The 24578-nt window shown below is 61.0% G+C and carries 18 protein-coding genes; 7 read left to right on the top strand and 11 right to left on the bottom strand.

Annotated elements, in window-relative coordinates:
• Positions 1-134 precede the first annotated feature (134 nt).
• The 4 genes from ACFPM8_RS10770 to ACFPM8_RS10755 all read right to left on the bottom strand — a co-directional run bounded on the left by ACFPM8_RS10770 (position 135) and on the right by ACFPM8_RS10755 (position 5606).
• Positions 135-2564: an alkaline phosphatase family protein gene (locus tag ACFPM8_RS10770; protein ID WP_378997550.1), complete on the bottom strand. Its 2430-nt coding sequence runs from the start codon at positions 2562-2564 to the stop codon at positions 135-137.
• Between the two features lie 179 nt (positions 2565-2743).
• The gene (locus ACFPM8_RS10765; RefSeq protein ID WP_378997549.1) at positions 2744-3619 is read right to left on the bottom strand and encodes a hypothetical protein; all 876 of its coding nucleotides are present in this window, start codon (positions 3617-3619) and stop codon (positions 2744-2746) included.
• 25 nt (positions 3620-3644) lie between these two features.
• Positions 3645-4520, bottom strand: coding sequence for a DUF2278 family protein (locus ACFPM8_RS10760; protein WP_378997548.1), 876 nt, complete (start codon positions 4518-4520; stop codon positions 3645-3647).
• Between the two features lie 186 nt (positions 4521-4706).
• Entirely contained in the window at positions 4707-5606 is a 900-nt protein-coding gene (locus ACFPM8_RS10755; protein WP_378997547.1) for a LysR family transcriptional regulator, read from the bottom strand.
• 297 nt (positions 5607-5903) lie between these two features.
• Between ACFPM8_RS10755 and ACFPM8_RS10750 the strand changes: the two genes are divergently transcribed.
• On the top strand, positions 5904-6989 hold the full coding sequence (locus tag ACFPM8_RS10750; RefSeq protein ID WP_378997546.1) for a YeiH family protein: 1086 nt from the start codon (positions 5904-5906) through the stop codon (positions 6987-6989).
• 12 nt (positions 6990-7001) lie between these two features.
• On the opposite strand, the gene ppk1 is transcribed toward ACFPM8_RS10750, so the two are convergent.
• The 5 genes from ppk1 to ACFPM8_RS10725 form a co-directional block, all read right to left on the bottom strand.
• A complete protein-coding gene (gene ppk1, locus ACFPM8_RS10745) occupies positions 7002-9056 on the bottom strand; it encodes a polyphosphate kinase 1 (RefSeq protein WP_378997545.1) in 2055 nt (684 codons plus the stop codon).
• Between the two features lie 143 nt (positions 9057-9199).
• Positions 9200-10552, bottom strand: coding sequence for a GntP family permease (locus tag ACFPM8_RS10740; RefSeq protein ID WP_378997544.1), 1353 nt, complete (start codon positions 10550-10552; stop codon positions 9200-9202).
• 235 nt (positions 10553-10787) lie between these two features.
• Positions 10788-11171, bottom strand: a complete 384-nt coding sequence (locus ACFPM8_RS10735) for a RidA family protein (RefSeq protein WP_378997543.1) — start codon at positions 11169-11171, stop codon at positions 10788-10790.
• A gap of 209 nt (positions 11172-11380) precedes the next feature.
• Positions 11381-12868, bottom strand: coding sequence for an N-acyl-D-amino-acid deacylase family protein (locus ACFPM8_RS10730; protein ID WP_378997542.1), 1488 nt, complete (start codon positions 12866-12868; stop codon positions 11381-11383).
• A 16-nt stretch (positions 12869-12884) separates the two neighbouring features.
• Positions 12885-13766, bottom strand: coding sequence for a MurR/RpiR family transcriptional regulator (locus tag ACFPM8_RS10725; protein WP_378997541.1), 882 nt, complete (start codon positions 13764-13766; stop codon positions 12885-12887).
• Between the two features lie 154 nt (positions 13767-13920).
• Between ACFPM8_RS10725 and ACFPM8_RS10720 the strand changes: the two genes are divergently transcribed.
• From ACFPM8_RS10720 to leuE, 3 genes are all read left to right on the top strand, one after another.
• Positions 13921-15213, top strand: a complete 1293-nt coding sequence (locus tag ACFPM8_RS10720) for an amino acid deaminase (RefSeq protein ID WP_378997540.1) — start codon at positions 13921-13923, stop codon at positions 15211-15213.
• Between the two features lie 20 nt (positions 15214-15233).
• The gene (locus ACFPM8_RS10715; protein ID WP_378997539.1) at positions 15234-16160 is read left to right on the top strand and encodes a sugar kinase; all 927 of its coding nucleotides are present in this window, start codon (positions 15234-15236) and stop codon (positions 16158-16160) included.
• Between the two features lie 131 nt (positions 16161-16291).
• Complete coding sequence (gene leuE, locus ACFPM8_RS10710; RefSeq protein WP_378997538.1) at positions 16292-16972, top strand: leucine efflux protein LeuE; 681 nt, start codon at positions 16292-16294, stop codon at positions 16970-16972.
• A 24-nt stretch (positions 16973-16996) separates the two neighbouring features.
• Here the strand turns inward: leuE and ACFPM8_RS10705 are convergent, their stop codons facing one another.
• Complete coding sequence (locus ACFPM8_RS10705; RefSeq protein WP_378997537.1) at positions 16997-18046, bottom strand: hypothetical protein; 1050 nt, start codon at positions 18044-18046, stop codon at positions 16997-16999.
• Positions 18047-18281: 235 nt separating this feature from the next.
• The gene (locus ACFPM8_RS10700) at positions 18282-18542 is read right to left on the bottom strand and encodes a hypothetical protein (RefSeq protein WP_378997536.1); all 261 of its coding nucleotides are present in this window, start codon (positions 18540-18542) and stop codon (positions 18282-18284) included.
• A gap of 403 nt (positions 18543-18945) precedes the next feature.
• On the opposite strand from ACFPM8_RS10700, the gene ACFPM8_RS10695 reads away from it, so the two are divergent.
• The 3 genes from ACFPM8_RS10695 to ACFPM8_RS10685 are packed head-to-tail and all read left to right on the top strand — an operon-like array spanning position 18946 to position 24521.
• On the top strand, positions 18946-21210 hold the full coding sequence (locus ACFPM8_RS10695; RefSeq protein ID WP_378997535.1) for a DEAD/DEAH box helicase: 2265 nt from the start codon (positions 18946-18948) through the stop codon (positions 21208-21210).
• Positions 21210-21995, top strand: a complete 786-nt coding sequence (locus tag ACFPM8_RS10690; RefSeq protein ID WP_378997534.1) for a 2-keto-4-pentenoate hydratase — start codon at positions 21210-21212, stop codon at positions 21993-21995. Before ACFPM8_RS10695 ends, ACFPM8_RS10690 begins: the two co-directional genes overlap by 1 nt.
• Entirely contained in the window at positions 21996-24521 is a 2526-nt protein-coding gene (locus tag ACFPM8_RS10685; protein WP_378997533.1) for a DEAD/DEAH box helicase, read from the top strand.
• Positions 24522-24578: the final 57 nt, after the last annotated feature.

Raw genomic sequence — 24578 nt, 5'->3', positions numbered from 1 at the left:
GCGCTGCGCTTTTCCGACCTACGACTACGCACGATGGAATACGGAAGGCGATGGCTACGTGCTCCATCTAGTCAGTTGGGGACAGAGTAATTCGCCACGCTCCGGTGGCTCTTAAACTCCGTCCCACAATTGTTTTAAAAATTAAACATCGCCATCAAATCCCCAATCGCCGTGTTATTAAGCGGCCGGTACGGATCCTTGGCTACTGCCACCGGGTTCGGCAAATTGTCGCGGCTGCGGGCCGACAGCGGCGCCAAACGCCAATTGCGCTCGATGAATTTCAACACCGACGAATGATCGTAATAGGTGTGATCGACAAAGCCGGTGCGTGCATACGGCGATACCAGCAGGAACGGGATGCGCGGGCCGTCGCCGAAGAAATCGACGTTCTGGATATAGCCGGTGTCGAAATGACCGCCGCCTTCATCTGTTGTGACCAGGATCGCGGTGTGCGCCCACAGCTTGGGATCGGCCTTGACCCTGGCGATCAGGTCTTGCAGGAACGCCTCGTAGCGCGCCGGCGCGGAATAACCGGGGTGGCCGCTCTCCAGGTTTTTCGGGACCACGAACGAGACCGCCGGCAAGGTGCCGCCTGCCAGGTCTTTATACAAGCTGGTCAAACCGGCCAGATTGCCTTTCAGCGCCGGGTTGGACATCACATTGGACGACGCCACCAGCGGGTCGCCGATCACGTTGTACTGCGCCGCCTGCGCTGCCGCCACCGGGGCGTGCATGGCGGCGGCATCGGCTGCCACGTCCTCTGCTTCGCGGCCGCCGGTGTACCACTTCCACGCCACGCCTTTTTTCGCCAAGCCTTCGGCGATGGTCGGCACGGTTTGCGGCGGGTAGTTGTAATTATTGGGGCCGATCGGCTGGGCCGCACCGGTCATGGTGAAGCCCGGATTGTAGTTATTCACCAGGTAATACTTGCCGGCGTCGCAGTTGCTCTTGACCTTCTTGCTGTTCAGGTAATTCAGGATCGCTGCCACCCCCGGCTGGCTCGGGTCCGAACAGTTGACGTAAGAGCCGCCCTGATAGCCGTCCTGGCTATAAAAATTGGCGGTGTTTGGCAGCGGATTCGGGTTCTCGATCTGGTTGGCCGGCGGCACTCCGATCGTGCCCGCGTTATTGAAGTACGGCAGGTCGCCGGTGGCGATCGAAAAGAAGTTGGCGCCGGTGCCGCCCATGATGGATTGGTGATAGTTGTCGCTCAACGCATATTGCTGCGCCAACGACTTGAAGAATGGCGCATCGCCGCTCGTCATATTGAGGAAACCCATCAGCTCGCCGCCCTGGCCCGGATTGGCCGGCGTAATGCCGCTGGTGTCGCCGCCCATGCCGACCGTGGTCGCGACCCAGGCAAACAAGTCCAGCTTGGCATTGTCGCCGCCGGTCTGCTGCCACATCTGGAAGAAGCGATGCACCGGATCGCCGGTCAAGGCGGTGTTGTCGGTGCCGTAGGCCACGTACTTGGTCAGCTGGAACGGGCCGCTCGGCAAGTTGGCCGGGAAGCGCTTGTCCGGCACCCCGCCCGGGTCCTGGAAAGTCGGCGGCAACAACTCGCCGATCGCGGTCGGTTGCGGCAGCGCCGCGAAGGCGGTCGAGCGAGTCGGGTTGATCGTGTAAGCGGTCTGGGTCGTGCCCTGGTTCTGGCGCGCCAGGCTGAAGTTCGGGCCGGGCGTGCCGTCAGCGTTGATGATGCCTTGCGACAGCAGGTTCTTGACCGCCTGCCCTGCCGGCGGCTGATAGGCGCCGAACACGGCGTCGAAAGTCTGGTTCTCGCCGACGACCACGATCACGTTCTGGATCGGCGTAGTGGTCGGGCCATGGTGCAAGGCCAGCACCGATGTCACGGCATTGGCCGGCGCCGCGCCGGGCACGCTGCCGGTCGCTGGAATCGTCAGCGTGGTGCGGTCGGCATCGGTGCCAAGCGCAATCTGGCCGGCATGCACGTTGAAATGCGCCAGGTCGAACAAGTTATCTAGCGGATCGCTAGGATCGGCGCGATAACTGGTGCTGCCGATCGGGTCGGCGCTTTCGCTGGCAGGGACGTTGAGCGCGGTAAACAGCGGCTGCAAGACGCCCGACACATCCAGCAATGCCTGGGAAATATTGGCCTGGGTGATTTTGGCATTGGCGATTTGCGCCGCGGTCGGCGCCCCGTCCGGCACCAGCCCCAGCACCCGTTGCGTGATCAGCGAAGTCAGCGGATTCAGGTTGCCTTGCACCGCCGTCACCTGGCCCGGCGTGGTGGTCGGATAGATCACGGACGACAAGGTGGCGGCAGTGCCGTCGGCATCGTTGAACGGCGCGGTCAGGATGAATGGCCCGCTGCCCTTCAGCGCCAGCGTGAACTTGCCATTGGCATCGGTGGCGCCGGACTGCACGGTTTGACCGGTGCTGTCGGTCACCGTCACGTTGACGCCGGCCAGCGGCTTGCCGCTCGCGACCACGCCGCTCAGATTGACGGTAGTGCCGCCAGACGCAGCCGAATCGCCACCGCCGCCGCAAGCTGCCAAGGAAACCAGCGTTGCGCACGCCAGTGCCAAAGAACGAAGTTTCATGAAGATCCTATTGTTGGATTGTTGTAAGAGGCCAGGTCGGCACAAACCGATGGCATGACGCCATAGCAGAGCTTTTTATTGTCTCACGGAAATATTACAGCACGATGAATGGCTTGAAGGCTGCTTAAGGCTGCAATGATGGTGTGCAGAAGAGAGGCGCGGGGGCCGATTGGAGACGATCAAAAAGCAGGATCGAACACCGCCAGCGAAGGACTGCTGCTGGTGCTGACGGCAGGGACCTGATGCGGCCCCCACCAGAAATCGCCGTCGAAATTCGCTGTGTAAATCGAAAAATCATCCTCGACGCCTTTCCAGGCCAGATGCAAGCGGTCCTGGAATTGCATCGCCGCCGGCCCGGTCCCGGCGGCGAAAGCATGAATCTGCGCCGGCGGCGTCCAGTGTCCGGCCTCAAAAATAGACCAGTAAAGGCTGGGATCGCCCGGCCCGCCCTTCCACACCAGGACCAGTTGACCGCCATAAGTCGCCAGCGCCGGCTGGCTGGTGGTGTGCGCATTCGGAACCAGCGCCGGGGTAGACCAGCCGGCGCCATTGTGCACCGCATAACGGATGCCCGAATCGCCGGGAATGCCTTTCCAGGCCATGCACACCTTGTTCTGGAACGGCGCCAGCGCCGGACCGTGCGATGTCGCAACGCTGGGGATGGCTTGCACTGCCGACCAGTGCAGGCTGTCAAACGTCGCGAAATAAACTCCGACATCATTGCCGGCGCCTTTCCACGCCAGCAGCAATTTCCCGGCAGGATTGTCAAACGCCGCGGCCGCCGGCGCGGCGCTGCTATGGGCGTTGGGGACCGCGCCTAGCCAGGTCCATTCCGACGGCCCATCGTAGCGGGCGGCAAACACACTTTGGTAAGGCGACACCCCCTTCCAGGCGGCAAACAGGATCTGGTCGTAATACGCCACCCACAGCGGATGGGTGGCCGTCACGATCTCGGGCACCTGCTGCTGGGGCGACCAGCCCGATCCATCGAAATAGTTCTGATAGACGTGCTCGTCGCCGGGGGCGCCCTTCCACAGCATAGCCAGCAAGGTCATGACCATCTCCCTCTATGGCGCTGTCTCAGCGCAACGCCACGCCCAATCTCACCACATAGTCGGCGACTCTCCCCACATGCTCCGGGCTGGCCGTCTGCAAATGCCTTGCCACTTGGCTGCGCACCTGCTGCAGCACCATCCGCTGTGCCTCGCCTTCCAGGTAGTGAACGGCGCGCGCCCAGCCTGCGAGTTCGAACAAGCCCTGTTCGACCAGGATCTTCCTTTCAAGCGCCGACATCGGATCACCCGGCGGCCATTTCCAGCGCGGGACGTAGTAAATCGGCTGGCGCGGCCAGTAAAAATGCAGCGGCCGGCCCTGCCCATCCGTGATCAGCGACTGCGTTTCGAATTTGATCTGCAACACCGAAACGTGGGCCTGCGGCCCGCCGTATTCGAACAGCAGCCCGCCATCTTGCCAAATCGCATCGAGCGGCGCGAACGCGCTGCCTTCGGGATCGCCCTGGTTCATGTGAACGTCGTGCACGCCGTGATCCGGCGCGCTGTACGCGGCGCCGAAGATGTGAATCCGCTGGACCCCGGTCAGGTAGGACTGCAGCACATTGATCAAGTTGTCGCCACTCTGCAGAATCCATGCTCCGGGCCCGGCCAGCCCGGGATGGCGAACGTAGTCGAGCGCCCCGCTGACAGCCGTCTGAGCCAGATGGGTCCAGCCATCCGGCAGCGCCAATACGGCGGCAAAGTGCGCCGGATTGACGACATCGTGGCTGCGGTACTCGATCTGGATATCGGTCAGCGATTTGAGATTGACGGCAGAGTCGTACACGCCATCAGGCGTATTGACATGAATGTGGTAGTGCGGCCACTGCCCGCCGCTGGGAGTCTGCAGATCCGCTGATTGCACGGTCCCGCTCAGCACGCCATATGGTGTTTGCAACGGCATGGCTCAGGCCCTCCCGGGAAAGTTGCGGCCGGCTGTACGCGACCAGCCGAACGTTGCGTGATATGCAAAGGTGCACCGTGGAAACACGCGTCTACTTGAAAAGATAGGAAACCCAAGTGCTGAAAGCAATGTCGCTCACCCTCGTAAAAATGACAGGTTGCTCGACAGCCTCTTCACTATGGGGAGCTAAACGTCGTCCGACCAACTCCTGCAATACGCCAAAAACTGCATCAACCGTGGCGACAGCATCTTGTGCTTGCTATGGATCAGATAAAAATGCCGCTGCAATCGCGGCAAAGTGGTTTTCAGGACCACCAGCCGTCCGCTTTGCAAGAAATCGCTGACAACCGCGCGCGATAGGCAACTGATGCCGAGTCCGGCCGCGGTGGCGTGTTTGATGGCTTCCGAATTGCCGAATTCGCAGCTTTGACGCAAATGATGCAAATGCGGCAATAGCGCCTGCTCCACAGCTTCGCGCGTACCGGAGCCCGGTTCGCGCAGCAGCCACTCGGCCTGGCGCAGTGCGCTGACGGTGATTTTTTTGTCCCCGGCAGCTAGTGGGTGGTGCGGTGCGCCGACGATCAGCAATTCGTCCATCAGCCACGGCTCGACCCGCACATCGGGCGCGTGGCAGGGGCCTTCGATCAGGCCGAGATCGACTTCGAAATGCGCCACCGCGGCGACGATGTCGGCGGTATTGGCAATCGTCACCCGCACTTGCAACTCGCTGTGCCGCTGGCGGTACGCGGCAATCAGCGCCGGCAGCAGATAGCTGCCGATGGTGGTGCTGGAGCCGATTTGCAAGCCGCCGCCCTGCGCCATGTCCGGCGTCAAAAATTGTTGTTCGATCGAGTTGGCGGCATCCACCACCTGACTGGCTTGGGGCAATAGCATGCGGCCGTTATCGTTGAGGAGCAGGCGCTTGCCGACCCGGTCGAACAGGCGGCTGTCGAGCAGGTTTTCCAGCTCGTTCAAGGCGGCGCTGGTGGCCGATTGCGACAGCGCCAGCAGTTCGCCGGCAGCAGTGGTGCTGCCGGATTTGGCGACGGCCAGGAATATTTGCAGTTGTCTTATTGTCAGGCGCATGGTTGGGACGGCTCGTATATTTATTCAGGACAGCTGTGGGTAGGGCGGATGAGCGTAGCGTTATCCGCCGATGGATGTATCACATTTGTGTGACGCATATAGAACGGCGGATAACGCTACGCTCATCCGCCCTACTTCTAGGGATTTTTGCGTTAGGCGTATCATCTATTTCAATCTACTCAAAAAACAGCTTGATTATACAAAATTAATCCGTTTTTCTTTTAATTGCCGTATCGCTATAGTGACTCCCATAGCGGCGCACCTTTTATGCCGCCACAAGTTTCAATGGGAGTTTTTGTGAATACCTCGACGTTTTCTAAAGCCGCCTGCCTGCCGACACTACAGTCCTCACTGCTGCCAGGATTGGGATTGAGTGCGCTGATTGCCGCCATCGCGACCGCCATCGGCAAGCTCGGCTGGCTGCAGGCGCACGGCTTGAGCGCATTAACCCTGGCCATCATGTTCGGCATGCTGGTCGGCAATCTGGGCTATCGGCGCATCGCCCCAGCCTGCGCCGCCGGGGTCAATTTTTCGAAACAAAATCTGTTGCGGTTGGGGATCGTGCTGTACGGCTTTCGGCTGACTTTTCAAGACATCGGCAATGTTGGCTTGAGCGGGGTTTTGATCGACGCGCTGGTGTTGTGCTCGACCTTCGGCATGGCGCTGCTGCTTGGCACTCGCTTGTTCAAGCTGGAGCGCGACACCGCGCTGCTGATCGGCGCCGGCAGTTCGATCTGCGGCGCGGCCGCCGTAATGGCGACCGAACCCGTGCTGCGGGCGCACCCGGCGCAGGTGACGGTGGCGGTGGCAACGGTGGTGGTGTTCGGCTCGATGGCGATCTTCGCGTATCCACTGCTGTACCAACTCAATCTGCATTGGCACTTCCTGGCGGGGTCGCCGCTGGCCTACGGCATCTACACTGGATCGACCGTGCATGAAGTCGCGCAAGTGGTCGCCGCCGCGCGCGCCATCGGCCCCGACGCCGCCAATACCGCGGTGATTACCAAGATGGTGCGGGTCATGATGCTGGCGCCGTTTCTGATGCTGCTGTCGGCGTATGTGTCGAAGAAGTCGGCAAAACGTCCGACGGCTTCCGTCGAAAAAGGCAGCGCCCGGCTCGCGATCCCTTGGTTTGCATTTGGTTTTGTGGCGGTGGTGGCGCTGAATTCGCTGGCGGTGCTGCCGACTGCGCTGACCGGCCACATCAACAATGCCGACGCTATCCTGCTGGCGATGGCAATGGCGGCACTGGGACTGTCCACGCATTTTTCAGCGATCCGCGCTGCCGGCCTCAAGCCCTTGCTGTTTGCGGCACTGTTGTTCGTCTGGCTGATCGTCGGCGGCGCAGCGATCAATACGGTGGTGTTGCGGGTGTTCGGCTAAAAACGTGAGCTGTCAAAACCGCGCCAGCAAAGCAATCTGGCTGACCATAGCCTCGGCATCGCCGGGGCTGGTTTTTTGGTAGCCGCCTTCGCTGTCCATGTCCCAGGCCGATGCATTGTCTCGCAGGTGTACCAGCAGACTTTCTTCGATCACGCGGCGCTTCAGTTTGGCGTCCTGGATCGGGAAGGCGATTTCGATCCGGCGGAACAGGTTGCGGTCCATCCAGTCGGCGCTGGACAGCATCACTTTTTCTTCGCCGTCGGCAAAAAAATAAAAGATCCGGTGATGTTCCAGGAAGCGGCCGATGATGGAGCGCACCTTGATGTTTTCCGACAGGCCGGGCACGCCAGGTTTCAGCGCGCAAACTCCGCGCACCAGCAACTGGATGGTGACGCCGGCCTGGGAGGCTTGGTACAAGGCTTCGATCACCGACGGCTCCAGCAAGGCATTCATCTTGGCGATGATGCTGCCTTGACGCCCGGCCTTGACGGCATCGACTTCGGCCTGAATCGCTTTGAGCAGATTGGCGTGCAGCGTGAATGGCGACTCCCACAGGCGCTTGAGCGGGACTTGCTTGCCGAAGCCGGTCAATTGCTGGAACACGTTATGCGCGTCTTCACACATTTTTTCATCGCTGGTCAGCAAGCCGAAGTCGGTATACAGACGTGCTGTTTTGGGATGGTAGTTGCCGGTGCCGAGATGCAGATAGCGTTTCAGCCTGGTGTGTTTTGCGTGACGTTTGCGGCGCACGATCAGCAGCATTTTTGCATGCGTCTTGTAGCCGAACACGCCGTACACCACGTGGGCGCCGACCGCTTCCAGTTTGGCGGCCCAGCCGATATTGGTTTCTTCATCGAAGCGCGCCATCAGCTCCAGCACGACCGTGACTTCCTTGCCGTTCTTGGCGGCTTGCATCAAGGTGCTCATCAGCGGCGAGTCGTCGCCGGTGCGGTAAATGGTTTGCTTGATCGCCAGCACATCGGGATCGATCGCGGCCTGCTGCAGCAATTCCAGCACCGGCTGGAAGCTCTCATAAGGATGGTGCAGCAACACGTCGCCCTGGTCGATGACATCAAATACCGAACCGGCGGTGACGAATGCCTTCGGCAGCACCGGCACATGCGGCGCAAATTTCAAGTCGGGCCGGTCGACCAGATCCGGCAACAGCATCAGACGTACCAGATTGACCGAGCCGTTGACTCGATAACAGTCGCCGGGTCCCAGATTGTTCTGGTTCAGCAAGCGCTGCACCAGCGACGGCGGCGTGCCGTCGACCACTTCCAGCCGCACCGCATCGCCCAACTGACGCATCGACAACTCCCCTTGCAGGGCTTGCCGCAGATCGGTCACTTCGTCTTCATCGACAAACAGGTCGCTGTTGCGCGTGACCCGGAATTGGTAACAACCGCCAATCGACAATCCGGGAAAAAGCTCGCCGACAAAGTGCTGCATCAGGCTGCTCAGCAGCACGAAGCCATAGGCATGGCGCGACAAGTTTTCCGGCATCCGTATCAGTCGCGGCAAGGCGCGCGGCGCTTGTACGATGGCGAGCTCGGTCTCGCGCCCGAATGCGTCCTTGCCGCTCAGTTTGACCGCGAAGTTGAGGCTCTTGTTGAGTACCCGCGGGAACGGATGCGCCGGGTCGAGTCCAATCGGCGTCAGCACCGGCAGTAATTCAGTCTTGAAGAATGCGTGCGCCCAGGTGGTCTGCTCCTGATCCCAGTCGGACTCCTGGTAAAAAGCGATGCCCTCGGCATCCAACGCCGGCAGCAATACATCGTTGAACAAGGCGTACTGGCGCGCGACCAATTTTTGCGCGCGCTCGCTGATGACGGCGTAAGCGTGCTGCAGCGACATGCCATCCGGCGTCATGCCATCCGCCGCCACCCTTATCTGCTCATGCAAACCGGACATGCGGACTTCCGAGAATTCATCCAGATTGCTGCTGGTAATGCAGACAAAACGCAGTCGTTCCAGCAGAGGCACCGATGGGTCTTCGGCCTGCGCCAGCACCCGTTCGTTGAATGCCAGCACACCGAGTTCGCGATTCAGCAATGGGGAAATCATGCTCTTGCGTGGAAAGTAATTCAGGACACTAGTATGACAAGATCGACAACCCGATGCAATCAGCAGCAGGTGGCATCACGCAAATGAAAACGGCCTGCAAAACCGAAGTTTTGCAAGCCGCCGCAACACAGTCAATTGGCAAATCAAATCACCGTCGACAAGCCCAGCGTCAACAGCAGCGCCACCACCGAAATAATGGTTTCGCACACGGTCCAGGTTTTAAAGGTCTCGGTCACCGTCAGGTTGAAATACTCCTTGACCAGCCAGAAGCCGCCGTCGTTGACATGCGACAGGATCAGCGAACCGGCGCCGGTTGCCAGCACCATCAATTCCGGCCGGACAGTCACGCCGGCCGCCGATACCAGCGGTGCGACGATGCCGCAGGCAGTGGTCATCGCCACGGTGGCCGAGCCGGTAGCGACCCGGATCAGCGCCGCGACAAACCAGCCCAACAGCAGCGGCGACAAATTGGCGCTGGTGGCGATTTCAACAATCGCTTTGGACACGCCGCCGTCGATCAGGATCCGGCCGAAACCGGCACCAGCGCCGACGATCAAGGTAATTCCGGCGATAGGCGCCAGGCACTCGGTGGTGAATTTGAGGATGGCCACGCGATCGAAACCGCGCGCTTTGCCGAAGGTATAAAAACTCACCAATGTCGCAATCAGCAAGGCGATCACCGAATTGCCCATCAGACGCAGAAAATCATTAAGGAAAGTTTTGGGAGTAAAAAACAGGTCGGCCCAGCTGCCGATCAGCATCAACGCCACCGGCAGCATGATGGTGCAGATCGTGATGCCGAAACCGGGCAACTCGCGCTTGAGATCGGCTTCGACAAACTGCGCAATCAATGGATTGTCCGGGTTCGGCACGACGAAGCGACTGATCAGTTTGGCAAACAAGGGGCCGGCAATGATCGCAGTCGGCACGCCCACGATCAGCGCGTACATGATGGTGCGGCCGATGTCGGCGTTGTACGCGGTGACGGCGAACAGCGCTGCCGGATGTGGAGGAATCAAGCCATGCACCACCGACAGTCCGGCCACCATTGGAATCCCGACCATGATCATCGAGGTCCCGGTGCGCTTGGCGACGTTGAAGGCAATTGGAATCAGCAGCACAAAGCCGACTTCGAAAAACACCGGCAAGCCGACGATCAGCGCCACCACCATCATCGCCCAGTGCACTTTCTTCGGACCGAAGGCGTGGATCAGCGTATTGGCGATCCGTTCGGCGCCGCCGGATTCGGCCATCATCTTGCCGAACATGGTGCCTAGCCCGACCACCAGTGCGATATGACCGAGCGCGCCGCCGACCCCGGTTTCATACGCCTTGACGATCTTTTCCATCGGCATGCCGACTACCAGGCCCAGGATCACCGACACCACGATCAGCACGATGAACGGATTCATCTTGTATTTGGCGATCAACACCACCAGCGCGATCACTGCGATCAGCGCGTACAACAACAGCATATTTCCCTGAACTGCCTCCATTGATTTCTCCTGTAGTTCTTCGTTGTTACTAAGGCGACCCGTTAACTCTTCCCCACAAATGCTTTTCTTTGAAATGTAGACGTCTATCTAATTTGTTGGGGACAGAGTAATTCGTCGCGCTGCGGCGACTCTTAAACTCTGTCCCGCAAATTGTTAGCTTGTTGGGGACAGAGTAATTCGTCGCGCTACGGCGACTCTTAAACTCTGTCCCGCAATTGTTTTAAATTTAATCTGATTATTTTTTATAGGCGATGCAATCCACTTCCACCTTGCAATCCACCACCATGCTCGACTGCACGCAGGCGCGGGCGGGCGGGTTGGCGCCGAAATACTCTTTGAAGACGCGGTTGAACGACTGGAAATCGCGGGCGTCGTCCAGCCACACGCCGCAGCGCACCACGTGTTCCGGACCGTAACCGGCTTCTTTCAGGATCGCCAACACGTTCTTGATTGTCTGGTGCGACTGCGCGACGATGCCGCCGTCGATCACTTCGCCATCGACCATCGCCACCTGACCCGAAACATACAGCCAGCCATCGGCTTCCACCGCGCGTGCGAACGGCAAATGCTGACCGCCGGTACCGGAACCACCTTCTACACCATAGCGTTTGATTGTCATGTTTTCTCCAATTTTTCCAAGCTAACAATTTGCGGGACAGAGTTTAAGAGTCGCCGTAGCGCGACGAATTACTCTGTCCCCAACAAATTAGATAAACGTCTAAATTACAACGAAAGGCATTAGCGGGAAGCTTTAAAAAAACCACCGCAGCACACTAACTTACCCTGCTCCCAACTACCCATCAAAAACTCTAAAAATAACCTCAAGCCCTAAACCCGCTCCTGCCGCGCCAAAAACCTCCCGGCACGCACCTCGCTAGCCGCCTTCTCGGCGCCGCCGCGATATGACAAAACACCATTGACCCACACCGCGTCTATCCCATCCGCCGGCTGCATCGGATCGGCAAAGGTCGCCGCGTCGCGTACAGTTTCGGGATCGAACAGCACCAGGTCGGCCCAGTAGCCTTCGCGCACCAGACCGCGCTCGCTCAGGCCGAAGCGCTCGGCCGACAAGCCGGTCATCTTGCGGATCGCGGTCGTCAGCGGAAACAGTTTTTGCTCGCGGCTGTAATAGCCCAGCACCCTTGGAAACGCTCCCCACAAGCGCGGATGCGGCATCGGATCGTTCGGCAAACCGTCCGAGCCGACCACCGAGGCTGGATGACTCAGGATGCGATTGACATCCTCGGCCTGCATGTTGTGATAGACCGCGCCGGCCGGTTGCAGGCGGCGCGCAGCCTCCATCAGGTCGACCTGCCATTCGGCGGCAATCGCGGCCAGCATCTTGCCGCCCATCTCAGGATGCGGTGTCGACCAGGTGACCATGATGTCGATCGTGTCAGTCACCTGCTTCAAGTCCAGCGTCGACGAGCTGGCGGTGTACGGATAACAATCGCAACCGACCGGCTGGTAGCGCTGCGCCTGCTCCAGTGCCGCCAACACTTCGCCGCTGCGGCCCCAGTTGTCGACCCCGGCGCATTTCAAATGTGAAATCACGACCGGCACCCGCGCATGCTTGCCGATGCGGAAAGCTTCGTCCATCGCTTCCAGGATGTCGGCGAATTCGCTGCGCAAATGGGTCGCATACAGCGCTCCGGCATCGGCCAGCGGGGCCGCCAGCGCCAGCACTTCGGCGGTCGGCGCATTGATCGCATTGCCATAGGCGAGACCGGTGCTCAGGCCGAGCGCGCCATGCGCCAACGCTTCGCGCAGTTGCGCGCACATGGCGGCGATTTCGGATTCGGTGGCGGCGCGGTCGAGGCGATCCATCTGGTTGCTGCGCAGCGCAGTGTGGCCGACCAGCGCAGCCACATTGACCGCCGGTTGCGCCTGCTCGATGGCCTCGACATAGCTGGCGAAAGTCGGATAACTGAACGCGCCCGTCTGGCCCAGCAGGTTCATCGGGTCCGGTGGTTCGCCCTTGAGGCTGACCGGGGCGGCACTGATGCCGCAATTGCCGACCACTACGGTGGTGACCCCTTGCGACAGCTTCGGCAGCATGGCCGGGGTGCGGATGACGTTGGTATCGTCGTGGGTATGGACGTCGATAAAGCCGGGACTCAGTACTTTGCCGCGACCGTCGACCTGGTGCTGCGCTTGCCAGTCGCCCAGACTGCCGGCGGCGGCGATCCGGACGATGCGGCCGGCCGCCACGGCAACGTCGGCACTGATCGGCGCGCCACCGCTGCCGTCGATCACCGAAACGTCGCGGATCAAGGTGTCGCAACGACGTGCGGCTTGATTTGAATCGACCTGCATATCACTCTCCTTCATCTCAATCTCCCAAGGGTTCACGGTTGCTGCCGCCGCGATGCGCATCCAGCCTGAACTTCAAACGTCGCAGCAATTCCTGGCTGTGCTCTTTTTGCAGTAGCGCCAGTTCCGCTACCAGTACATCCAACGCCATCATCATTGCGTAGCGCGATGACGACGGCTTGAAAATAAAGTCGGTTTCCAGTGATTTAAGCGGCAACAACACATCCGCCATCGCCGCCAGCGGCGAGCCCAGCGCCGTGATCGCAATCAGGCGCACGCCGTACTCCTTGGCGATGGCGCAATTGGCGTTCAATTCAGGCACATTGCCGGTGGTCGAAAACGCCAGCACCACATCGCTCTTGTCGAGCGTGGCCGCCACCATTCTTTGCAGCATGGCATCGTGATAAGTCGCTACCGGACGTCCCAGGCGCACCAACCGGTAGCGCGCTTCATCCGACAGCATGGTCGAACCGCCGCCCATGCCGAACGCGTAAATCATGCGCGCCTCCAACAGCAAGCGCGCCGCTTGCTGCAATCCATCCTGATTCAGCAGCGCCCGATTGACTTCCAGCACCTTGTGGATATCGGCATAAACGACATCCGCTATCTGCGGCACCTGGTATTCCGAAACCGGACTTTCAGCTTGTAAAAAACGCTGCCCGATAGCCGCCGCCTGCGCCAGGTTCAGCTTCAGCTCGCGCACGTCGCGGCAACCGATGGCTTTGGCAAAACGGGTCACGCTGGCCTCGCTGACGCCCGCCTGTTGCGCCAGCGTATTGATGCTGGCACTGGCGGCAAACGGCAGATCGCTCAAAATCGCTTGCGCGACCTTTTGCTCGGCCAGGCGCAGCTGCCCGCTGCGTTCGGCAATCCGTGACACGATATCGAATGAATGCGACATTGCTTCCAGGCTTCCAATATGATTGCGGGCGAGGCTTTGATTCGATTGCGCAAAACCTGCCAAGAAATTATTATGTTACTTTGTAACATGCTTTTAATATAATAAATTCAAGGCTATGATTACGTCAAATGAATTCTAACGAAGGGGATTTAAAATGAATGTTACAAACAATCACATCACTTATCAGAACCCGGTAATCGACCCGTTGAACAAGGGGCTGGGTGCGTTTCAGCAACCGCTGGCGGCTGTCGACGTCAAGGCCTTGAACTGGAATTTGCTGAACGAAGACTTGAGCTTGCCGACCGCCGTGCTGTACGAAGAATGCATGACGCACAACCTGAACTGGATGCAGCAGTTCGTCGCTGAATACGGCGTCAAGCTGGCGCCGCACGGCAAAACCACGATGGCGCCGAAACTGTTTGCGCGCCAGTTGGCCGGCGGCGCCTGGGGCATCACGCTCGCCACCGCGCACCAGACCCGGGTCGCCTATCAACATGGCGTGCGGCGCATCATCATGGCCAATCAATTGATCGGCAAACAAAACATGGCGATCATTTCCGACTTGGTGGCCGATCCGGCGTTTGAATTTTGCTGCCTGGTCGATTCGGCCGCCGGGGTCGAGCAGTTGGGCGCATTCTTCCAGGCCCGCAAGCAAAAGCTGAACGTGCTGCTGGAACTAGGCCCGGACGGCGGTCGCACCGGGGTCCGCAACAGCGCCCAGCAAACCGAAGTATTGAACGCGATCGAACGCTGGAAAGACCAGATCGTACTGGCCGGCGTCGAACTGTACGAAGGCGTATTGAAAGAAGAAGCCGATATCCGGCAGTTTCTGCAACACGCTGTGGCCTGCACCAAGCAACTGGCGGAGGCCGGCCGCTTTACCGAACGCGCGGCACGCCAGCCGGTGATCCTGACCGGCGCCGGCTCGGCCTGGTACGACGTGGTCGCCGATGAATTTTCCAAAGCCGACATCGGTTTGCCGCTGGACGTGGTGCTGCGCCCCGGCTGCTACCTGACGCACGACGTCGGCATCTACCGCGCCGCCCAGGCGCAGATCCAGACCCGCAATCCGGTGGCCCGCAAAATGCGCACCGAACTGCAGCCGGCGTTGCAATTGTGGGCCTATGTGCAGTCGATCCCGGAACCGGGCAAGGCCATCGTCGCGCTCGGCAAACGCGACGCCGCCTTCGACGCCGGCATGCCGCTGCCGGTCAGCCATTACCGGCCCGGCAATGCGGCGCCGACCGCCACCCCGGCTCACTGGCAAGTGACCGGCATGATGGACCAGCACGCTTACTTGCAGATTGCCGCGGGCGACGACATCCAGGTCGGCGACATGCTTGCCTTCGATATTTCCCACCCTTGCCTGACCTTCGACAAATGGCGCCAGATTGCGGTCGTCAACCCGCAGCATCAGGTCGTCGACGTGATCCAAACCTTTTTCTAAGCTCTTGAACGGACCCAGCTATGAAGCTAGACATCCTGGCCTACGGCGAGGCGATGCTGGAATTTAACCAGCGCATTCACGATCCCCGCATGTACTTGCAGGGATTTGGCGGCGACACCTCCAATTTCTGCATCGCCGCGGCGCGCCAGGGCGCGCGCAGCGGCTACATCAGCGCGCTCGGCGACGACCAGTTCGGCCGCCAATTGCGCGAGCTGTGGCAGGCCGAGCAAGTCGATAGCCGCCACGTCGCCACCGATGCGGATGCCGCCACCGGCGTGTATTTCGTCTCGCACGACAAAGACGGCCACCATTTCGGCTATCTGCGCGCCGGTTCCGCCGCCAGCCGCTATACCCGCGCCCAGTTGCCGCTAGCCGCCATCGCCGAAGCGCAAGTGCTGCACCTGTCAGGGATCAGCCTGGCGATCAGCGAGTCTGCTTGCGATGCCGGATTGGCGGCGATGGCGCACGCCCGCAAACACGGCGTCAAGACCTCGCTCGATACCAATCTGCGGCTGCGCCTGTGGCCGCTGGAGCGAGCCCGCGAAAAAATGCGTGAAGCGTTCGCGCTATGCGACATCTGCCTGCCCAGCTGGGACGATGTCAGCGCCCTCACCGGCCTGGAAGACCGCGACGCGATTGTCGATACGCTGCTGTCGTACGGCATCGGCCTGATCGCGTTCAAACTCGGTGCCCAAGGCTGTTATGTCGCCACCCCTAGCGAGCGCCGCCTGGTGCCGCCGTACAGCGTCGAGGCGGTGGATGCCACCGGCGCCGGCGACTGCTTTGGCGGCGCTTTCATCGCCCGGCTGGTGGCAGGCGACGATCCGTTTACTGCCGCCCGTTATGCCAATATCACGGCGGCATTGTCGACCACCGGCTATGGCGCGGTGGCGCCGATTCCGAAGGCTGCGCAGGTGGAGGGCATCCTGGGATTAAAACGGCACTGAAGCTGGTCGTCGCTATATAGCTGGTAGTAATCGGTCAGCGGGGCAGCATTCAATGGATGCTGCCCCGCTCCTTGTTCGACCGCCCAACCTGCTATTATTCACAGCTAACATTTTCAAGCCTGGAGCAGACCATGAACGCGCTGATGCACACCACTTTCGGTATTACCGATTTCTGGACGTTTCTGGTCGGCACGATTTTTATCGTATTGCTGCCAGGGCCTAACTCGATTTATGTGCTAAGCGTGGCTGCCCAACGCGGCGTGCGCGATGCTTATCGCGGCGCTTGCGGGATATTTCTGGGCGACCTGATTTTGATGGTGCTGTCGGCCGGCGGTGTCGCTTCGCTGCTGAAGGCCAGCCCGACGCTGTTTCATTTGGTGAAGTACGTCGGCGCCGCCTATCTGGGCTGGATCGGCTTGCAAATGCTGCTCAAGGCCTGGCGCGCTTTACGGGCCAACACCGACTCCGGCGCAACCCCGGCCGCAGTCGCGGCGACGCCCCAGGAGCGAGGCGGCGATCCATTCCGCAAGGCGCTCGCAATCAGCCTGATGAATCCGAAGGCGATCCTGTTTTTCATCTCCTTCTTCATCCAGTTCGTCGATCCCCACTTCGGCTCGCCGGCACTGTCGTTCACGCTGCTGGGCCTGGTGTGCGAAGTGCTCAGTTGCATTTACCTGACCATCATCATCTTTGTCGGCGCCCGGCTGGCGCAAGAATTTCGCCGGCGGCGTCGCCTTGCCGCCAGCATGTCGGGCGGCGTCGGCGCGGTCTTCATCGGCTTTGGCGCGAAGCTGGCCACGGCCACGCTGTAGACACTAAATACAGTTAAGGCCGCTTTACAAATCGAAACGCCTCATCAGCCCGACGCTGAACAAATCGGCGTCGTTCCTGTTTTTAAAAGTAATTACCCGGCCGAAATTGGTGAAGGCTTTCCAGTCGCGACCGAGGTCGCGGGCTACCTGTATCGTCATCAGGCCGCTGACCGCCCAGTGATCCAAGTCCCGCTTGTTCTTCCCAAGATAAGGCCCGGCGCCGGCGCTGATCGACCAATTTTCATTGATCGGCTGCACATACCACCCTTGCGCGGCGATCCCCCGGCGATTGACGCGTACGCCGTCATCCCCTTCTTCGATGCCGGAAAGCGACGCCGCCCATAATCCGTAGTAACTTTTTGCCTCGACCTGGTAGCTGAACCGCTTGCCCGGTCCCGAGTGGTTGGTCTGGGCGAAACCGCCCGACGCCGCCAGCCATACCGGATGGCCGCCGGGCTGCTCAGACGCGCTCGCATGCACGGCGCCGAGTTCTTTGCCTATGCCGAGCAGCAAGGCGTCAGTCGATGGCGCACCGGGCATCATGACGTGGTTATAGGCCAGCCGCACATGCAGACCGGGGGAATATTGATCAAGACGGGTCAGCAACGCCACCGAAAACAAGGCCCCAACCCGCGCATCGTCGATTTCGTTGCCGTTGATGGTGGTTCTGTTCATGCTGAGATACGGTCCGGCGGCGAGTTCGAGGCCGACGCGAGGCTGCAGATTTTTCCGGTAAACCATCTGCAGCGCATAGCCGTCCCTATGGTTGTTGTCCGGATGCCCTTCGTTGTAATAGACGACGTCCAGCCGAGGCGCTTCAGCCGCCGGGATATGGCCGCCCGAAACCAGCCCGAACATATCCATTTCCCGCCCGGCCCGGATTTCCGCAGCGCGCCACCGCATTGGCTTGGCGTTGCCGGCACCGTTGCCGTAGAGGATGCCGTTGCCGAGCGCTGCCGACACATAGCCGCCATCGTCGCCTGCGGGCAAGTCAGCGGATTGCGCCACGGGCAGCCAGCAAATCAGCGCACATCCCAGGACAATATGGCGGGCTCTTTGATGCTTTGTAGACATAACGACCTTTCTTAAGCTGTTTGACCGTAATGGCGAATTGTACGGCCATCGAACTTTGTGCTGCATGGTAATCGGCGCTTCGCGGGACATCGCGGCAATGTAGGGCGGAAAAGCGCAGCGCCTTCCGCCGTTTTGGATGTATCAAACATAGGTGACGCATCCATCGGCGGATAACGCTGCGCTCATCCGCCCTACAAATACCAATTACCCGTGCGGATTCACCGCAGGCGGCCCATCATGATTTGCCGGCCTTCTCCCGCTCCAGCTCGCCACGTTCGGCATCGAACATATTGAAATGGTCATCGGCCAATTTGATGCCGGTCAGCGCCAACCCCTGCATCACCTCATTGTTTTTGGAAAGGTCACGCATCGCCTTGAAGACGCGCAGCACGTCTGTTGCGCTGTGCATGCCGAGACAGGCGTTGTCGATGGCGCGATTGAGATACACGATTGCGGGGGAAGCTGGGGATGGTTGCGACGGATTGTTGCCATGCATGCTGATCTCCTCGTACGGTGGGGGTTAAACCGCCCTTCGTCGGGCGACGAAGGAGGCGGACACAAAGCGAGGGTCAGAAACCGGCACAAATAAGCCAGAAAAGCCGGCATACCCGAAGGTATCCCCACCAAGTGACCGCCATGGAAGACGAGCATTGATGGGACAGACGACCAAAGTCGACTGTCCAGCTTATTTGAATTGCCGGTTCTGACACCGCATCGCGTACTTTCTGCGCGACGAGGGCAAGATAGCGCAGATTGTTGTTGACGACAAGCCAACCCAGGTTATTTGTCCCGCCACCGTGCTTCAGCGCATAAATTCAAGAGTCAGCGCAACAAGAGAGAGTAAACTATGCGTCCATTGTTTCGCATAGTGCGATTCGAGCGAAATTGTGAGTTACGACATGTCTGAAACACCTATCCCCCTATTTGCCGATTTAAACCTCAGCGAGCCGTTGTTACGCGTGCTGAAGGAAGTCGGCTATGAGTCGCCGTCACCGATCCAGGCGGCCACCATCCCTATTTTGCTGGGCAACCGCGACGTGCTGGGCCAAGCCCAGACCGGGACCGGTAAAACCGCCGCCTTTGCCCTGCCCATCCTGTCCCGCATCGATCTCCGGCAAAGCGCTCCGCAAGCGCTGGTGCTGGCGCCGACGCGCGAACTGGCGATCCAGGTGGCGGAAGCCTTCCAGCGCTATGCCACGTATATCCCCGGCTTTCATGTGCTGCCGATTTACGGCGGCCAGGGCTATGGCCCGCAGTTGAGCGCGTTGCGGCGTGGAGTGCATGTGGTGGTCGGTACGCCAGGCCGGGTCATCGATCACCTGGATAAAGGCACGCTGGATTTATCGCAACTTAAAACGCTGGTGCTGGATGAAGCCGACGAAATGTTGCGCATGGGTTTTATCGACGACGTCGAGAACATCCTGAAAAAAACCCCCGACACGCGCCAAACCGCGTTGTTCTCGGCCACCATGCCGTCGGCGATCAGGCGCATCGCCCAAACTTATTTGCGCAACCCGGCCGAAGTCACCGTGGCCGCCAAAACCGGCACCGCCGACAATATCCGCCAGCGCTATTGGTTGGTCAGCGGCATGCATAAGCTGGATGCGCTGACCCGTATCCTGGAAGCGGAAACATTCGACGGCATGATCATTTTTTCGCGCACCAAATTGGGCACGGAAGAATTGGCCAGCAAACTGCAAGCGCGCGGTTTTTCGGCGGCGGCGATCAACGGCGACATCGTGCAGCAACAGCGCGAACGCACGATCCAGCAGCTCAAGGACGGCAAGATCGACATCCTGGTCGCAACAGATGTGGCGGCGCGCGGCCTGGACGTGGAACGCATCAGCCACGTGATCAATTACGATGTGCCGCACGATCCGGAAAGCTATACCCACCGCATCGGCCGCACCGGCCGTGCCGGACGCAGCGGCGAGGCGATCCTGTTCATCACCCCGCGCGAAAAGAATTTGCTGAAGGCGATCGAACGCGCCACGCGGCAGCCGGTATCGGCGCTGGAATTGCCTAGCATCCAAACCGTCAACGACGTGCGGATCGCCAAGTTCAAGGATCAAATCCGCGAAGCGCTGAGCTCTGACGGACTGGAGATTTTCCAATCGCTGATCGAAGATTACGAACGCGAGAACAATGTCCCTGCGATTGAAATCGCGGCGGCACTGGCAAAACTGGCGCGCGGCGACGTGCCGTTATTGCTGGATAAAAATAAGCGCGAGCCGCAAAGCAGCACCTTCGCCACCACATCCTGGTCGGATGAAAGACCGGCCCGTGCCGCCAGGTTTGAGCGCCCGGAGCGCGGCGAGCGTCTGGTGGCGCCAAGGAGAGAACGCAGCGAGCGCGGCGCCGAGGTCGGCATGCAGAATTTCCGCATAGAAGTCGGCCATGCGCACGGCGTCAAGCCGGGCAATATCGTCGGCGCGATTGCCAACGAGGCGGGGCTGGATTCCAAATACATCGGCCGGATTGAAATCCATGACGACCACAGCACGCTGGATTTGCCGGACGACATGCCGCCGGAACTGCTGGATCACCTGAAGACGGTATGGGTGGCGGGACAGCAGCTGCGCATCAGCCGCGCCGGCGCGCATGCGGATAAGGTTGAACACAGGGTTGAACATAAGTTCGAACGCAAGGATCGCCCAGAGCACAGGGAGCAAACCCAAGCCGAGCGCCCTGCCCTGCCGAAAAAAGAACGCGGCGATCGCAAGACCGATGTCGGCATGGAGACTTTCCGCATCGAAGTAGGTCATGAGCACGGCGTCAAAGCCAGCAATATCGTCGGCGCGATTGCCAACGAGGCGAGCCTGGATGCCAAATACATTGGCCGCATCGAAATCTTCGATGACCACAGCACGCTGGATCTGCCACAAGGCATGCCGAAAGAGTTGCTGGAGCATCTGAAGACCGTATGGGTGGCTGGGCAACAGCTGCGCATCAGCCATGCCGGCGAGCCGGCAGCGGTGGCCGACAAGTTCGGCGGCAAGGACAAGCCCTTTGTCCCCGGCAAAACCGGCGGCGATCGCAGGGTCAGCGAAAAGAAGTTTGGCGACAAGCCGCCGTTCAAATCCAAGAGCGATTTCGCCAAGCGCACGGTCGATGCCGGCAAGCCCAAGCCTAAGCCGCATCGCAAAGGGCCTAAGCCGGGCTGATGTTGCGGACCATGGCCCCAACCCCGGAGCAGATCAGCGCCGCCGCCGGCATCCTGGCGGCGCGGCGCAGATGCGGCGAGCAAGGGCCACGCCTGCCGGCGTCCTTGCGGCCAGCCGCGATTGAGGACGCGCTGGCGATCCAGGCTGCCGTCAGCGCGCAACTCGGCGCTGCCGTCGGCGGCTGGAAATGCGGTTTGCCGGTCGAGGGCGGCGTGGTGCTGGCGCCGATTTATGCCGGCACTATTCACACCGGCAACAGCCCATGCTCCATATGGGCTCGCGGCGGTCAAGCGCGGGTGGAGCCGGAACTGGCCTTCATCCTCGGCCGCGACCTGCCCGCACGCGACGCCCCCTACACTCCCGCCGAAGTCGATGCCGCCATCGTCCGTACCCACCTCGCGCTGGAGCTGATAGCCAGCCGCTACAGCGATCCGGCTGACGCCGGATTTGCCGAAAACCTGGCGGATGGCTTGCTCAATCAAGGCTTGTTCCTCGGCCCGCAGGTGGCGTCGGAAGCAGCACGCACGGCCAGCCGGATGGCGTTGCGGGTCACGTTCGAAACGAGCGAGGAAATCGAATTGGACGGCCGCCACCCTGCTCACGATCCACGCGCACCGCTGTATTGGCTGGCCGAGTTCTTGCGCAGCACAGGGCAAGGCCTGCAAGCCGGGCAAGCCGTGATCACCGGCTCGTATGCCGGCAGCTTTGATTTGCCCTTGGGGCAGGACATCGCGATTCGATACGGCGAGCTGGGCGTGCTGACAGTGCGGTTTGCACAGAAATAGATGGGTGGCGCGACTGTCTCCGTCGGCCGCTTCCGGCCCCGACTGACGCTGCAAACCCTGACCCGCGGCGACGGCCTGCTGGGGATGAAACCTTCCGGCCCGTTCGGGCCGCGCGGCGGCAGCGTGACGGTGGTGCAGATCGCCTGGACCTATAGCGGCGGCGACGGCTTGCGCTGGGAAACCCCGGCGCCGACCGCGCTGCTGAACCGCCGCCCCGCCTCCTCGCAATTTGTGGAAGACGCTCACGGACAACGTGTGCTGCTGCGCGACTTGGGAGCCGAGGCCGATGCGCTGGACCTGGTGTGGGATCTGGGTCTGCATCCTATCCCCGCTGGCAGCTTGCAGTGGCGCGCGAATAGCGCGGCCCAAGCCCATCCGCTCCACGATCAAAAACACCTTTGGACGCTAGCGCAAGAAGATTTCTTCGGCGATTTCTGGGCCGAGCAATTGCCCGCCTTGCAGGCCCAGGGCTGGGCGGTGGTGGTGCGACCCGGCTTTGCGCACGAGAGCGTGCCGGTGGAAGCCTGGCACCTGATCGTCAGCCCCGAAACCGGCGAAGTGCTGGGCAAGGAAGTGGCGGCGACCATGCGCGGCCGCGCTCCGGCCGTGACGGCCCTGGGCCAGCCTGCGGGCGAAGGTTCGTGGTTATTGAGCCTGGGCATCGAGATCGACGGCGAGCTGCTGGACTTGGTGCCGTTATTGGCCAACCTGCTGCAGCGAGATGCCCGCTGGCTGGATGCCGCACGGCTGGCCCAGATCGACGACCTGTCGCTGGTGCTGCTGCGCGCGCCGGGCGGCAAGCGGATCGAGGCGATGGCGGCGCCGCTCAAGGCCATCGTCGGCCACATGCTGGAGCTGCTGACCGATCCGCGCCGTAAAGACGGTCCGCTGCGGCTGTCGCCCTGGGATGCGTATCGGCTCGACGCCATGCGCCAGAGCCTGCTGGACAGCCAGCACCAGCGCGCCGGGCCGCATGGCGCTTGGCAACTGCAGGGAGACGCCGGCCTGCGCGCCTTGGCGCACCGGCTGCAAGACAGCGGCGGTCCGCCCGCCGTCGCCGCCCCTGCGGGTCTTGGTGTCAGCTTGCGGCCTTATCAGTTGCACGGCGTGGCTTGGCTGCAATACCTGCGCCAGCATCACCTGGCCGGCATCCTGGCGGATGACATGGGTCTGGGCAAAACGGCGCAAGCGCTGGCGCACCTATTGATCGAACAGCAGTCCGGCCGGCTCGACCGCCCGGCTTTGGTGGTGCTGCCGACCTCGCTGGTTTTCAACTGGCAGGCGGAAGCGCAGCGCATGGCGCCCGGCCTGCGCGTGCTGACCTTGCAAGGACCGGACCGCAGCCGGCATTTCGGCCGCATGGCCGAGCACGACGTGGTGCTGACCACCTATCCCTTGCTGTGGCGCGACCGCTCGGCGCTGGAGGCGCAGCCGTTCCACCTGCTGATCCTGGATGAAGCGCAGACCGTCAAAAACGCGGCCAGCCGCTGCGCCAACGCGGTGCGCCGGATACAGGCGCGGCACCGGCTATGCATCACCGGCACGCCGCTGGAAAACAACCTGGGCGAGCTGTGGACCCAGTTCGATTTTCTGATGCCCGGTTTCCTGGGTGACGCCGGCAGCTTCATGCGCTTGTGGCGCAAGCCGATCGAGGTCGGCGGCGAAACCTTGCGCGCCCAATTGCTGGCGCAGCGGGTGCGGCCTTTCATCCTGCGGCGACGCAAGGATCAAGTGGCGACCGAGTTGCCGCCCAGAGTCGAAGTGGTCAAGCGGGTGCAATTGCAAGGCCGCCAGCGCGATTTATACGAAAGCGTGCGGGTCGCCGCCGACGAGCAGGTGCGCGGGGTGTTGCAGCGCAAAGGCTTTGCCGGCGCCCAAATCACGATCCTCGACGCGCTGCTTAAACTGCGGCAGGTATGTTGCGATCCCTATCTGCTGAAAGGCGCGCAGTTACAGCACGCGCCCTCTCACACCATGGAACGCGCGAAGCTGGAACTGCTGCGCGACATGCTGCCGGCGCTGGTGGCTGAGGGGCGCCGGATTCTGGTGTTCTCTCAATTCACCGAAATGCTGAGCATGATAGAAGCCGAACTCAGCTCGCTGCAATTGCCCTGGCTGGCATTAACCGGCCAGACGCCGCCGGCCCAGCGCGGCCCGGTGGTGGCGCAATTCCAAGGCAAAAGCGTGCCTATCCTGCTGATCAGCCTGAAGGCCGGCGGCGTCGGGCTCAACCTGACCGCGGCCGACACCGTGATCCACATGGACCCGTGGTGGAACCCTGCGGTACAAGAGCAAGCCACCGCCCGTGCCCACCGCATCGGCCAAGAGCAGACGGTGTTCGTCTACCAGTTGGTGGTCGAGGGCAGCATCGAAGAACGCATGCTCGAACTGCAAGCGCGCAAAGCAGCACTGGCCGAAGGCGTGCTGGGCAGCGACGCGGCGCTGGCGCCCAAGTTCAACGCCGAGGATCTGCAGGCATTGCTGGCGCCTTTGCAGCAAGCAAGCGCGATGCATCAAGCAACGTGATAGCCGCGCAACGGAGATTGGATCGATCAACAGGCCCTAGCGCTGTTCTTTTCGACG

Source organism: Paraherbaspirillum soli, assembly GCF_042654985.1.
Classification (GTDB): domain Bacteria; phylum Pseudomonadota; class Gammaproteobacteria; order Burkholderiales; family Burkholderiaceae_D; genus Paraherbaspirillum; species Paraherbaspirillum soli.
Note: the sequence above shows the minus strand (reverse complement) of the source record. Positions and strands in the feature narration are given on the sequence as shown.

Coding starts and splice junctions, on each gene's coding strand:
- ACFPM8_RS10720 (WP_378997540.1), top strand. CDS start 13,921: ATGAATGTTACAAACAATCACATCACTTATCAGAACCCGGTAATCGAC.
- ACFPM8_RS10705 (WP_378997537.1), bottom strand. CDS start 18,046: ATGTCTACAAAGCATCAAAGAGCCCGCCATATTGTCCTGGGATGTGCG.
- leuE (WP_378997538.1), top strand. CDS start 16,292: ATGAACGCGCTGATGCACACCACTTTCGGTATTACCGATTTCTGGACG.
- ACFPM8_RS10760 (WP_378997548.1), bottom strand. CDS start 4,520: ATGCCGTTGCAAACACCATATGGCGTGCTGAGCGGGACCGTGCAATCA.
- ACFPM8_RS10740 (WP_378997544.1), bottom strand. CDS start 10,552: ATGGAGGCAGTTCAGGGAAATATGCTGTTGTTGTACGCGCTGATCGCA.
- ACFPM8_RS10730 (WP_378997542.1), bottom strand. CDS start 12,868: ATGCAGGTCGATTCAAATCAAGCCGCACGTCGTTGCGACACCTTGATC.
- ACFPM8_RS10690 (WP_378997534.1), top strand. CDS start 21,210: ATGTTGCGGACCATGGCCCCAACCCCGGAGCAGATCAGCGCCGCCGCC.
- ACFPM8_RS10735 (WP_378997543.1), bottom strand. CDS start 11,171: ATGACAATCAAACGCTATGGTGTAGAAGGTGGTTCCGGTACCGGCGGT.
- ACFPM8_RS10765 (WP_378997549.1), bottom strand. CDS start 3,619: ATGACCTTGCTGGCTATGCTGTGGAAGGGCGCCCCCGGCGACGAGCAC.
- ACFPM8_RS10695 (WP_378997535.1), top strand. CDS start 18,946: ATGTCTGAAACACCTATCCCCCTATTTGCCGATTTAAACCTCAGCGAG.
- ACFPM8_RS10715 (WP_378997539.1), top strand. CDS start 15,234: ATGAAGCTAGACATCCTGGCCTACGGCGAGGCGATGCTGGAATTTAAC.
- ACFPM8_RS10770 (WP_378997550.1), bottom strand. CDS start 2,564: ATGAAACTTCGTTCTTTGGCACTGGCGTGCGCAACGCTGGTTTCCTTG.
- ACFPM8_RS10685 (WP_378997533.1), top strand. CDS start 21,996: ATGGGTGGCGCGACTGTCTCCGTCGGCCGCTTCCGGCCCCGACTGACG.
- ACFPM8_RS10700 (WP_378997536.1), bottom strand. CDS start 18,542: ATGCATGGCAACAATCCGTCGCAACCATCCCCAGCTTCCCCCGCAATC.
- ppk1 (WP_378997545.1), bottom strand. CDS start 9,056: ATGATTTCCCCATTGCTGAATCGCGAACTCGGTGTGCTGGCATTCAAC.
- ACFPM8_RS10725 (WP_378997541.1), bottom strand. CDS start 13,766: ATGTCGCATTCATTCGATATCGTGTCACGGATTGCCGAACGCAGCGGG.
- ACFPM8_RS10755 (WP_378997547.1), bottom strand. CDS start 5,606: ATGCGCCTGACAATAAGACAACTGCAAATATTCCTGGCCGTCGCCAAA.